The sequence below is a fragment of the Paraburkholderia bengalensis genome (assembly GCF_037126505.1).
Classification (GTDB): Bacteria; Pseudomonadota; Gammaproteobacteria; order Burkholderiales; family Burkholderiaceae; genus Paraburkholderia; species Paraburkholderia bengalensis.
On sequence record NZ_JACFYJ010000039.1, the window covers coordinates 37,004 to 49,410 of the forward strand.

Consider the following 12,407-nt stretch of genomic DNA (forward strand, 5'->3'; position numbering starts at 1 on the left):
CATGGACCTCTGGCGACACGGGGAGCTCAATCCTGAACAGGAAGCTGCGATTCGGGAGCCCGGAAACATCCTTTTGACGGCATGCCCAGGGAGTGGGAAGACCCGTACCCTGACATACAAAGCGGCATACGAGCTTAGTCGGTTGAAGTCGTCGCGCCAGTTCGTCTGTGCCATTACTTATACCCACCGTGCAGCCGACGAAATTCACGACAGAATCGAACGGCTCGGTGTCGACACTTCGCAACTCTGGATTGGGACCATTCACTCCTTCTGTTTGGAGTGGATTCTCAAACCATACGGCATCTACCATGGGTCACTAAGCCGAGGCTTTCGGGTTATAGACGCCCACGAAAGGGAGGCTCTGCTCACTGAATTGTGCGGCCAGTACGATGGACTGAAGGTGACGTTCTGGGACTGCGAGTTTTTCTTTACGTCGGAGCGGTGCGTCATCTCAACGCAGAACCCGGCACTGCGCGAAGCCGTTCGGGAAGTCTTGAAACGGTATTTTCGACGGCTCGCAGAGCGCAAAGCTATCGACTTTGAACTCATCCTGTTCCGGGCGCATCAGATTCTTCAAACTCGGCCTGGTATCGCGAAGATTCTTTCGAACATCTTCCCGTATGTTCTCGTGGACGAGTACCAGGATACCAAAGAGATTCAATACTCGATAGTTGCGTCGATACTGCGGGCTAGCGCTGGGGCTACTTCCGCATTCATCGTTGGCGACCCCAACCAGGCGATATACATGTCGCTGGGTGGCTATGCAATACCGCACGCGGATTTGGAGGCACTGGCCAACACCAAGTTTAAGCCTCTTGCGCTATCGAAAAACTATCGGTCATCCAGACGGGTCGTTGACTACTTTTCGAACTATAACGTCTACAAGACGGCCATAGTAGCGGAAGGGAAAGATAAGGACCATGTAGGCGTCATCTCCTACAACGATACGGTGAAGATTGATGGCTTGGAGGACGAGCTTGTTCGGCTCATAAGGCACAGTATTGAGGACTGCGGTTTCGCGCCGGGTGAAATATGTGTCATCGCACCGTGGTGGACTCATCTTGCGAGCATGACGCGTAAGCTGGTGGCCCGGCTGCCAGAATATCCTTTTGATGGACCGGGGATGGTACCCTTTGGAAGGGACTACGACAATTTTTGGTTTAAGGTGTCAAGGCTGGCGCTCACGGTGGCAGCTCCTGACTTGTATGTGCGTCGATTGCGTTGGGCAAACGAAGTCTTGCGCGATATGACAGAAGCTGGGGTCACTGCCGTTGGGATTAACGCAAAAGTACTGCTGCGAGCCTGCAACTGCATTGTGCTGGATGACGCAGACGGTCTGGTCTATCTGCGAAAATTTTTCGCTGAACTGTTTCAGTTGCTGAACATCAATTTCACGCAGTTCGAAGTATTGCAGAAGCACTACGTGGCGTTCTTTGAGAGCTCGCAGGCACGCGTTGAAAAATTGAAGAAAGATGGCTTAGAGTGCATCAGCGACACGGAGGTCTTTCGCCGCGTATTTAGGACTAGGACAGGTATTACGGTCTCAAGCATTCATGGCATCAAGGGCGCGGAGTTTGACGCGGTGATTGCCTACGCGCTGCTCGAAGGGATGGTGCCTCACTTCGATGATGCCGAGGGCGAAGAAAGCGCCAAGAAGCTGCTGTATGTGGTGGCGTCACGCGCCAAGAAAAATCTTCATCTTATATCTGAGCGCCAAAGAATGACGAGAAAACGCGAATACGAGCCGACAATTGTCCTGGCCGATTACGAATACAAATACGATGTGCTGCCGTAGCGAAAAGTCAGCGTTTTACCAAAAACTTGTTGGAACAGTGCCCGCGCTACGATACGCTCGTTTGACCCGTCGCGCAGCCGCCCTCGGTCCTGTGTGCGACCAGTAGGATTCAACCTGGCACGCGTTTGTGATGACACACGCAATCTGCTGCAGCCGGGCCTGCCAGCCGCGGTAGGCGAGTCGCCTATTGAGAGGACGGCGGGTACGCCATCGCTCGCATAAGTATAAAATGAGGGTTGCAACGTTCGTATCATTTTTTCGGAGTGTTTCCAGCCTCTGCGTAGGATGTTGTTCGACATCACTTGCTGCAGATAGGGAAGAGAGCGGTCTGCGTCGATTGTTACGAGTTCCGTGGCTGTCTGCACGAGCGGCATAACATCATCTTCGTCGGATTTTGTCGTGCCCTTGGCCGTGCACCGCGGGTAGTACAGAATCCGGATACGCCGTTGCCGTTGCAGGTCTCTAACGACCTGGTGACGGGTGTCGCAGGCTACACGCGCTTCGACTGCCCGAAGGAACTGGTTGGCGGAACGCAGAAGTTGATTGTCGCTAGCTATGCTGCGCATGCCGATACGCGCATCCTCAATGTCGCCGATTTTTGGAGCGTAGAGACCGTGCCGGTTACGTTTACCTTCGGAGCCGGGCCCATGATGTTATTTTGAATCCTTGGAGGGATGCCACTTTTTTCCGTCAGTCCGCTTGCCCGCTATGCACAGATACTCCAATAGTTGCTCTCCGGGCGACGCAATGCAAATCAATCGCGCGTGTGACCTCCTGGCACGATTTTTCCGTTGACAGCGTCGACAGCGGTTGCCATCTGCTTGAGTCCGGGAAAAAGCAATGAAAATTTGAACTAGGAGGTACCCGTCTCATTCAACCCATCAGGAGGGCTGTGGTCGAATCAATAAATTAAAGGGAATGGATTTGCACCAAGCTGATGGCAGCTGTCCCTAGATAAAAGGCTCTGTCACGGAATACCTGCGGGACGTAGCGTCAAAAGGTTTCTTGCCGAGTGACAAAAGGCCGCGGCGACTCCAGACTTTGAAAAATGAAAGCGTTCATTCAAGCCAGAGGCGGATGTGAGCGAGAGTTCGTCATATCGAACAACAGGCAATTCCCGATTGTCCTTGAATCTTCGGTCAGGGCCGCCCGACTTGTTGACGTATTTCCAGGTGCGTCCGACTACGACTGCGTCGTTGGGCACACCTTCGTCTTCGATAAATTGCGTCGAGCCATCGCGCAGGTTCAGGTCTCCGTAACGGACAGCCGCGACTTTACGTCCTGTGACAACGAAAAGGCGGTCAGGGCAGAAGTAGAGAACATTCGCCCCGGCAACGATGTAGGGAATATCCAGATTGCATCGGACCTTGGAAAACGGCCCGATGCCTAGCTGTAACGGCTTACGCTGGACGACGTTGGAGGCACCGGCGTGGTATTTGCTGTCGAGCACTCTGCCGGTGGCATCGATTCTCCATTTACGGGCTGAGGCAGCAAGCTGTGTCAGCCCATTAACCACTGACGAGAATGCCTGCTCCGATGTGGCGTCGAGGTCATAGAAAAGCACCGTTGCCCGGCGGGCCGTGTCCCAGTAATAAACCCATAGTGAGGCTGCACACACGGCCATGGCAAGAGCACCGCTCGCGATTGCAACGAACAGGCCTCCATCCGACAAAAGCATGGCCAAGGCGATGCATGCAAGTGCGAGCACTGTGCACCATGGCCAAAGCGGCATCATTCCTGCCTTCCGGTTGATTTCGTGAACCAGTGAATCCAAGGAAGACGAAGTCAGTTGGTCGGCCGTTGCTGATGCCACGCTCAACATCGGACCGACTGTGGCTGTGGCGGGCGAAGTGTAGTTGGGGCGTGCCACGGGCGCCCCGGAAGAGGGTTGTGAAGAAGCGGGCGGCCGTATTCCGGAAGTCGGCAGAGTCGCGCGATAGGTGAACCCACCTTTTGATATCGAGACGTAGTTGCCGCGTGGACCGGTGCCGATGCGAAAGCCGGGTACCCCGACGGAAACGCCAATACCGCTTCCAGACAGGTTAAAGCGGAATGGACCTGCGGAAATTGACTTTCTGTAACCTAGCCCCATTTGGTTCCTCGACTTGTTCTCAGTGAGCGACGCACCAGTTGCCCACCATCCGATATCCAGAATCGCATGCCCAGCCATTCCACGTGTTGGCTAAGTGTGCATTGGGTGGAACGCTCACAGCAACGCATGTGTTTCCAAGCCGCCTGTATCCCGTATTGCACTCCCAGTTCGTTCCTGTTCCCGTAAGGTGAGCGTTGGAAGGAGTCGACTGGATTGCAATGCAGATTGCGCCAAATCTCATATAACCGTCGTCACATTGCCACTGCCCGTCTTCGGATACTCGGTGAGCATTTGGCGGCATTGCCATCGGAACGCAACCTGTAGGCCCAGCGGTCATTCCAGCGGGACAGTCGTTTCGTACCCGTTGGGCAGACGAGCTTGGGCATCCCACGCGGTCAACGCCCGGAGGACAGGAAGGCGTGTTCACCTGTGCACCCGCCTGTGGCGCTGTCGTTGGCGCCGTTGTGTTGACCATGGCCGTTTGTGGTCCGCTAATGACGGGAGGGCTGGCCGACGGAGGCGCTACGGGCCCAACAGGTTTGCCGTGGAAGGCGTTTAGAAACTCCCCGACGGGGTTGGGCATCTCCTGTCCATGCCCCGCGACTGTGACGCAGGTCACGAACATGGTGATGCACGCCTTCGCGACTGCGGCCTTCGGGTACCGGGAGGTTTTCATCACGGGGACCTCTGCATGACAGCGAGGTCAGCCTGGGCTTGCGCCAGATTGTGATGCGCTGCCTCGAGCGCTCCCTTCGCAGTATTCTGGCGAGCCAGAACTTCGTTCCTGACGGATTGCAGATGCGTGGCACCATCTCGGAGTTGCTGTTCAAGCTTCGCGCGCATCGACGCTATTTTTGCATTGACCGAGTTCACGTCTTGTGGAGTAGGCGTGACGTTGTTAGACGGTACAAATTTCTGTTCGATAGACCGCCGCCATGCCATCAAATTGTTCGTCAGGCCAGCACCGAAGCCGGGAATGGCACCGATGGCTGAAGAAGAGATATCCGCTGCGGTTTCAATGCCGAAAGACGCAAGCGTCTGCTTGCGTTGTTCCCCTACACCGGCAATCTTGGCACCTCGGATAAAGTGCCTGTCGAGAAAGTCGTGCAACTGTCGTGCGACTAAAGTTGCCTGCAACTGTTTCATTTCTCGCGCAAGAACTTGCGGCAGGTCGTCCAGTCGCGCTTTCAGTTGCCCGAGATTGCGGAACGCGTCGGCAAGCCGGCGGTCCCCGCGTACCCGGTCATATTCAGCAAGAGCCGCGTCGTATCCTCGCTGCGCAACTGCTAACGCGCTTTTGCGAGTGTTTAGTTCGACAGGCGAGTGAGGTTTGACTCCGTGAATGGCGAATCCACCAGCAGTCAACCAAAGCCACCAAAGTTTCGGGGCTACGATTGAAAGCACGAAGGCAACGAAACAGATGCCTGCATACGCCAGGCGGTCTTTGGTCACGGAGGAACCAGCGGATGCCGGAGCGGGGCGACCAGTGAGCGCTAGAGCAGGCGCAGCGAACAGAGGCATCGCCGGCAACGAACTGAGTCCCTGTATCTGAGACCAGAGCGCAGACACACTCGCACTTGCAGCCTGAAAGTTGATTGTTGGCCCGGTTGCCGAAGCGGGAGTGAAATATGGCGTTCCCTGCTTGTCTCGCTCGCACCAGATGCACGTGTGAAGTTGCCCCGGATACTTGTGCCGCGGCTCCGCGCTGCATGACCGTAGTGAATGCAACAGACTATCAAGCGCTGCCACCCACTCTTTTGCCTTGGGGCGCCCGTGCTTGACTCCAGTCTCAGTAAAAGCACGCCAGAAAAGGTCTCCAAGCCCGGAAGGAAGATAGTCCAGCCCCAAGGCCTTTGGTGGCATGTCGTTCAATCGCGCGAGACGGTCGGCCCCATACGCGAAACGGAAGTCCTTGATAGACCGTTCCAGCGGCAGGTCGCCAGGCATCTTTGGTATTCCAGAGAATGGATGCCTGGCCATGAACAGCAACTGAAATATCAAAACCGCGAGCCCGAAGTTGTCGTGATTGGCTGTCCGCGTAACGCCATGGAATGAGCCGAGGCCCTGCAACTCCGGTGGCGTGTAGTGTGGGACTCCCACAGTGCACGGGAAACTCATGGTCGGCGTATTAACGTGGAACGAGTCGCAGTCAAGAAGCTTGACGGTTCCCTGATGACTGACAATGATGTTGTTTTCATTGACGTCACCAATAGCGTGGCCATGCGCGTGTATGGCGTCGAACGCAGCAGCTATGTTCCGCGCCGTTCCTACGAGAAACGAGAAATCTGCCTTTGGGAAGGTCTGGCGGCGACTTCCCACGCCGTATAGTTCATGGACGGCATGGTAGCCCGAGAACTTGGGCATCGTGAAGCCGGCGACTGGCCCTGGTCGCTTGGTAAGCAAGACGTTGATTGGCCAAGCGGCAATCTGCTTGAGATACGTATCGCCAACCTGCGCCATAGCTCGCAGTTTGGCCTGTCGGTCGGGCGGCAGAGCATGCGAGTATATTTTCGCCGCAACGTTTTCGCCGTTGTGCGTCGTATCAAATACCGCGCCCTCACCACCTTCACCGAGCTTTTTTCCAAGCTGCAACTGGTTGCCGAGTTCATCAAACGCTACTGACACTGCCGGCCCCCAGCGGACGTGTCGCAAGAATTAACGTCTTGTCGTCGTCAGTTCGTTCGTTGATTGCGTCGCTGCTCAGGAAGCGCTCAAGCGCTGCGCACAGTGAATCCGTCTGGTCGTCCGACGAGCCGCGTAAGGCCTTGAACATCGGTTCGAAGAAAGGCTCATGTGCGGTTTCAGTCGCAAATACCAACGCAAGTCGCTGGATTCCATCGCTGAAAAGCGATAGTTCGTCCGGTGCGTTGCGCAGGTCAGACCGGAGATGCTCGGATGCGTTTGCGTCCGTGACGAAATAAGTCATATTGGCATACTCACCGGACTCAGGCCAGAATACCGGCGCAAGCGCTCCGCCTTCCCGTGACACTATTGCACCATCCCCCACCTGGAAATAGAATGCGCGCGTCGGTCCAACGACTGCTCCGAGCAGCGTGCAGGCGAGGGCGCGAGGCGTCACGCCTCGTGCTTGTGCCGCCTCGTCTATTCGCGTCCTGATGACGTCGAGCACTTCCGCCGCGACACTCGATTCCAGCGCGGCTTCCCCATTCGTTTCAACGATTTCGAGCAGCCTTTTGCCCCCGGCCTCGCAAGAGATTTCGGAGCCAATTTCACCGAATTGTGCACTGCCGGCACCATCAGATACGAGGGCGACAAGAAGCTCTGCCCCCGTCGCATCGGACGCGACGTGATAGAAGCAACTGTCTTGGCAGGGCGCCGAGTTGTGAATGTGGGAACTGCCGACGACGGACGCTCCAATGACCTTCCAGCTCACACCGATGCCCAGCCGGTCGGAGCCACCAGCGGAACTTCAGTGCCTGGCGTGGACCGCGAGACGGCGGCCATCGATGCAGAGAGCCACTGGAACAGTTCACGGAACTTGAGACCCTGTAACGACAGTGGCTGTCGGGTAGAAATCTGCGCCAGCGTATCCATGTTGGCGCCCTGTACGCCGACCGCGAAGAAAGCGAACTTCTTCGAGGCTTCTCCCTCGCGCACGCGAGCGGCGGCTTGCTGCCATGCATCCGTAGGGCCGCCGTCGGTAATGAGAAACACCCAGGGCCGGTAGTAGGAAATACCATTCGCCTTGTATTCGGCTTTGCGCGCCTCAAGCGTGTCGAGCGCCAGGTTGATGGCAGAACCCATCGGCGTATCACCCTGCGCGGTCAACGTAGGCGGGAAAAAATTTGGAGCAGTATGAAACGGCATTTCAAGTGTCGCGGGACCGAATGAAACAATAGCCGTGTCCACCCGTTTCATTGCAAGTGAGTCTGCGGCAAGCTCGTCCTTGAAAGTCACGAGACCGGCGTTGAGTTGCTCAATGGGTTGGCCGCCCATCGACCCGGAACGGTCAAGAACCAGAATGCATGGGCATCGCTGTTCGGGATTTTCGGCAAAGTTATCCGTGCCGAACGCTACTTGAGTAGCGAAATCGTTGTGTTCACTCATGGTCTTCTCGCTATGCGGTGCTGGCTAAGCTCGGAACCGCGCGTTAGTATCTAATCTTGAGATGATAATAATCCAAGAATCATGTCCGCAAGTAAAGCACCAGCTTATTTCAGTTTGGCGGTAGCTGTTGCTGCTGGCGTGCTCATATCCGGGGCTAACAGGAGTGCGCCATCCACGGCGCCACCGTCTCTCGATACCGCAAGCGCACCAGCCGCACCAGCGTCGCAAAACATCGAGACCAAGCCAAAGGCACCAGTGGTATGGAAGTCGCAAACGTTAAACCTTGGTTCGCTCCGCTTTAAAGCGGCGCTTCCGTCGTCGGATGAGAATGCGGGATGCATGATGCCCGGGCCAACCGACGACGAAGTGGGTCTCTGTCAGGTAGTCAGTGCAGTCGATGAGGCACCGTCGTGGCAAATTCGCATCGTTACGCAGCGAGACCGCTTCGTCCCTGTTTCGTGGTTCGACAATGTCATTCAATCTTTGCGCGCGTTGCAGCCTGATGCCGTAACCCGTCAGTTGGGGGGAGAGGCTAACGCGGTTACCAAGGCAGGGTTTACTAACGCTGGCCTTCTTACACCAATTCAGTTTCCGGGTGGCCTCGCGATTCGCGGCTCGGCCTCGGGTTTGTCGTCGTCGGCGTCGAACGCAACGCAATCGTGCGTGTATGCGTTTTTCCTCACGGCTAACCGTCCGACCACCTTACTTTATTGCGCTACAACCGACGACGAGTCGCTCTCGGGCGCGCAGAAAATCGCGTCGTCACTGTCGAAGCTCAATCCGTCCAGCGAATACAAGCGGAACAGTGCGCAAGCCGCGGAACACGCGACATATCTGAAGCGTTTGAAAGCGGCAGGAGGGCCTGTAGCCGCCCCTGACCTGGCTGCATCAGAACAGGCGTTTGAGCAAACCGTCGCCGATGCATGCGGAAAGTACCCGTTGATTTCTCAAGAACGCTTCCAATGCTTTGAAGCTTATGCTGCGAACCGTTTGTCGTCGCTTTGACGACAACTCGAGGCGTGAAAATAATTTGGCCGGCGGCTAAAGTTTTTAGTGCCAATGTCGTCAAGCTGAATTTCAATACGACGGAAGTTTATGGCATTCGAATACAAGATGGTGCAGGTACCGCCTAACATTGCAGTACGCGCGCGTGAGCACAGAGGTAACGAGGCCGCAGTCTACCTGGAAGGTGTCGTCAACGAGCATGCTCGTGATGGGTGGGAATTCTATCGGGTAGACAGTATCGGTGTGAATGTGCAGCCGGGTTGCTTCGACGCTCTGTTCGGCCGTAAAGCTCAATTGGCGACGTACTATGTTGTCACGTTCCGACGCCCTGATTAGCGCGAGTGAGCAGCTTATCGGGGTCTATAGGCGCTATGCACCTGTACGACTTCGCGAAGCATGTGTCTACGAGCCGACCTGCTCGGAATATGCATTGCGGGCGGTTCGAAAGCACGGGGTTGTGAAAGGCTGGTCCATGGCACTCAGGCGCATTGTCCGTTGCAGGCAACCCAACGGTGGAATCGACGAACCGTGAAGTTGCCAGGCAACGCATGCGCCTCGGCCGGGTCGGAATAGTTAAAAAACACAACAATCAACTTTATATTTACGGCACGCGATGCAAATTGCCTGCGTGAGCTAAAAATGGCGAATTTCGGAGTCGGTTTAGTCTTGTTGGGGATATTGACCGCATTGGTTGGTATCGGTGGCTTCTTCGATACGCGCAAGGTCGACCGTCGTTTCAAGACGGGCTACAAGAACAACGAACCCGATAACCGAGATTTCGGCCGCTCAGGGAAGCGTGTCCTGTACGGTATCGGGATTTGTATCGTCGGTGCGGCCGTTATGAGTTTGTCCTCGCCCTCCGGACAGAGCGCGCCGTCTCCAGGCACGGTCGACGTTGCCTCTTCCGAGCCTAAAATTGCAAGCGAATCAACCCCAGCTAACAGCAATGTCGTTCAGCTGGACCCGCCGCCGACCGTGCAAAAGGCTGACAGCGGCGTGACGCTCGGTTCCAACGAGCGTGTGGTGATGCCGGATGCGGGAGCGAACCCGGAAGCGCCGAAAGCCGTTAGGTCTGTCGAAAGCAATGACACGTCAACGCACACGGCTATGGCTAGCGTGAGTTGTATCGAAGACGGGACTTTCTTCGGCACTAATGTTTGCAAAAGTGGAACGCTCGCCGCGGCGTATGACCGTGAAGTGAAGGAATATGAAGATGCGCAAGCGCGAATCGGGGGTAAGGACGTTGGCGTGCGGATTGAACAGGAAAACTGGCTAGACAAGGTGACTAAGGGCTGCTCGGATATGGCATGCCTGACGGAAGCGTTCGATGCTCGAATTGCCGACCTGCATGGCCGTTACAGAAAAGACAGTTAGAAGCTTCGAACTTGCCTTACAGCGCGTCGTGCCTTTTCAGCGAATGGTGAATTGGACATTCTCTCTCCGTATATTGAGAAGACGAATGCGATAAAACTGAGAGAGAAATCATGGACATGGTCGTCGGCTTCGCCATTTCTGTTGTGAGCCTGTTTTTTGGTGCTGTCGCTGCGTGGATGATATTTCGAGGGCGTGAAAACCTGCGACTCCAGAGCGCAATCACAGCGGCCAAATCGGAGTCGCAAGTTCTACTTGCGCAACTGGAAGAACGACTCCGAACAGCCGAGGCAGACGCAAAGTCCGCGAATGAAGAGCGTGACGAGGCAGAACGCCGACTGAGTAGTACGCGCATGGAGCTGGAGGGCTCGCGACAGGAGCAGGCGAGGCTGACAGAACGAGCGTCCAGAACCCCCATTCTAGAACGTGAAGTGCAGTCGCTAAATGAGAGGTTGGCGACTCGGACGGAAGAACTCGGTGCCTCGACTGCGAGCGGGGCGCAGAAACAACAGCAGGTTGTATCGTTGAAAGACCGAAACAACGAGCTTGATGCCGAAATCGAGGATATGCGACAGAGGATGGCGCGAGTGTCGGCCGAATCCCAAGCATCAAGCGAACGTAGGGCTGCACTTGAGGAACAGGTCGCGCGAATTTCAGGCCTCGAAGCGCAAGTGGCTCAACTGACAGAGTCTTTGGAGATTAGGTCCCAGGAATTGTCGGAGTTACGAGAATTCAGCGGACATCAGATAGGGAAGCTGACGGCCGAGCTCAATGCAGAGCGGTCGGCCTCGGCGTCAATGCGTGAAGAGTTCGATAAAACAAAAGCTGAGAAACAATCATTCGAGAAGGACGCAGTGCGACTTTCCGACGAACTGACAGAGATTCGCGCGCGGACTGATGCTCAACGTCAGAGTAGCGAAGAAAAGCTAGCGTTGCTGCAAGAGGCGAAAGAGGCACTGGGCAATCAGTTTAAGACGTTAGCCAACGAAATTCTCGAGGAGAAGTCGAAGCGCTTTACGGAACAGAATCAGATGAATATCGGGACGCTGCTTGAGCCGTTGAAAGCACGACTGCTGGAATTCCAAGGGAAGGTGGAAGAGGTGTACATCCAAGAGGGTAAGGACCGTTCCGCGCTTGCAGCTCAGGTGAAGCAGTTGGTCGACCTCAACCAGGTGCTGAGTCAGGATGCCAAGAATCTGACGAGCGCATTGAAGGGCTCCGCGAAGATTCAGGGTAACTGGGGGGAGTTGATTCTCGAGCGAGTGCTCGAATCGTCGGGTCTGCGGAAGGGAGAAGAGTACTTGGTTCAAGACAGTCAGGTGCGTGACGACGGAACGCGCGCGCAACCCGACGTGGTGATAAACCTTCCGGACGAGAAAAAGCTGGTTGTGGATTCGAAGGTATCCCTGAACGCTTACGAACGGTACGCTTCAGCGGACACCGACGCGGAGCGGACCGTCGCGTTACGCCAACACGTCGAGTCCGTTCGGGGGCATATCAGGGCGCTCTCTGAAAAGCAATATCAAGCGCTTTACGGGCGGTCTCTCGATTTCGTCCTCGCATTTATTCCGATTGAGCCGGCCTTCATGCTAGCAGTGGCGAATGACAACGACCTCTTCATGGAGGCGTGGCGTAAGAATGTGCTGGTTGTCAGTCCATCGACGCTGCTGTTCGTGGTCCGGACGGTGGCGCACCTCTGGCGCCAGGAACAACAGAGCCGCAACGCTCAGGATATCGCGCGCAGGGGCGGCGAGTTGTACGACAAACTTTGCGGGTTTGTCGAGGATTTGCAGCAGGTCGGCAAAGGAATCAAGCAGGCGCAGAAGGCGTATGACCAAGCGCACAACAAATTCGCATTAGGTAGAGGAAACGTCATCCGTCAGGCAGAACTACTGCGGGAAATGGGTGTAAAGCCATCCAAGACACTCCCGGCAAATCTTGTCGAGGCCGCCTCAACAGATACGACCTCGGATATTGTCGTTCCTGCTGGACTGACCGATTCGACGTCGTCGCTCGACGCTGTGACCGAAAACTAGCATCGGCGGCGGCCTGCTCCGGAGGCGGACGAGGTCGCAG

Annotated in this window: 10 protein-coding genes and 1 pseudogene; 6 read left to right on the plus strand and 5 right to left on the minus strand. The window is 55.8% G+C overall.

Features of this window, described 5'->3' with window-relative positions; genetic code table 11:
- The first annotated feature begins 1 nt into the window (after nucleotide 1).
- Both H3V53_RS22355 and H3V53_RS22360 read left to right on the plus strand, forming a co-directional pair.
- Entirely contained in the window at nucleotides 2-1,795 is a 1,794-nt protein-coding gene (locus H3V53_RS22355) for an ATP-dependent helicase (RefSeq protein WP_336599808.1), read from the plus strand.
- 446 nt (nucleotides 1,796-2,241) lie between these two features.
- Nucleotides 2,242-2,457, plus strand: coding sequence for a hypothetical protein (locus tag H3V53_RS22360; RefSeq protein WP_336599809.1), 216 nt, complete (start codon nucleotides 2,242-2,244; stop codon nucleotides 2,455-2,457).
- 305 nt (nucleotides 2,458-2,762) lie between these two features.
- Here the strand turns inward: H3V53_RS22360 and H3V53_RS22365 are convergent, their stop codons facing one another.
- The 5 genes and pseudogenes from H3V53_RS22365 to H3V53_RS22380 form a co-directional block, all read right to left on the minus strand.
- Nucleotides 2,763-3,608, minus strand: a complete 846-nt coding sequence (locus tag H3V53_RS22365; RefSeq protein ID WP_336599810.1) for a hypothetical protein — start codon at nucleotides 3,606-3,608, stop codon at nucleotides 2,763-2,765.
- Nucleotides 3,609-3,740: 132 nt separating this feature from the next.
- Nucleotides 3,741-3,965: pseudogene (locus H3V53_RS43690) on the minus strand (DUF4236 domain-containing protein); the annotation flags it as partial.
- Between the two features lie 597 nt (nucleotides 3,966-4,562).
- A complete protein-coding gene (locus H3V53_RS22370; protein WP_336599811.1) occupies nucleotides 4,563-6,512 on the minus strand; it encodes a helix-hairpin-helix domain-containing protein in 1,950 nt (649 codons plus the stop codon).
- Nucleotides 6,496-7,281, minus strand: coding sequence for a PP2C family serine/threonine-protein phosphatase (locus H3V53_RS22375; RefSeq protein WP_336599812.1), 786 nt, complete (start codon nucleotides 7,279-7,281; stop codon nucleotides 6,496-6,498). Before H3V53_RS22375 ends, H3V53_RS22370 begins: the two co-directional genes overlap by 17 nt.
- Nucleotides 7,278-7,955: a vWA domain-containing protein gene (locus tag H3V53_RS22380; RefSeq protein ID WP_336599813.1), complete on the minus strand. Its 678-nt coding sequence runs from the start codon at nucleotides 7,953-7,955 to the stop codon at nucleotides 7,278-7,280. The genes H3V53_RS22375 and H3V53_RS22380 overlap by 4 nt, the downstream gene beginning before the upstream one ends.
- 81 nt (nucleotides 7,956-8,036) lie before the next feature.
- Between H3V53_RS22380 and H3V53_RS22385 the strand changes: the two genes are divergently transcribed.
- The 4 genes from H3V53_RS22385 to H3V53_RS22400 all read left to right on the plus strand — a co-directional run bounded on the left by H3V53_RS22385 (nucleotide 8,037) and on the right by H3V53_RS22400 (nucleotide 12,367).
- Nucleotides 8,037-8,960, plus strand: coding sequence for a hypothetical protein (locus tag H3V53_RS22385; protein WP_336599814.1), 924 nt, complete (start codon nucleotides 8,037-8,039; stop codon nucleotides 8,958-8,960).
- Between the two features lie 307 nt (nucleotides 8,961-9,267).
- On the plus strand, nucleotides 9,268-9,492 hold the full coding sequence (gene yidD / locus H3V53_RS22390) for a membrane protein insertion efficiency factor YidD (RefSeq protein ID WP_336599815.1): 225 nt from the start codon (nucleotides 9,268-9,270) through the stop codon (nucleotides 9,490-9,492).
- Between the two features lie 107 nt (nucleotides 9,493-9,599).
- Nucleotides 9,600-10,334: a lysozyme inhibitor LprI family protein gene (locus tag H3V53_RS22395; protein WP_336599816.1), complete on the plus strand. Its 735-nt coding sequence runs from the start codon at nucleotides 9,600-9,602 to the stop codon at nucleotides 10,332-10,334.
- 110 nt (nucleotides 10,335-10,444) lie between these two features.
- Complete coding sequence (locus H3V53_RS22400; RefSeq protein ID WP_336599817.1) at nucleotides 10,445-12,367, plus strand: DNA recombination protein RmuC; 1,923 nt, start codon at nucleotides 10,445-10,447, stop codon at nucleotides 12,365-12,367.
- Nucleotides 12,368-12,407: the final 40 nt, after the last annotated feature.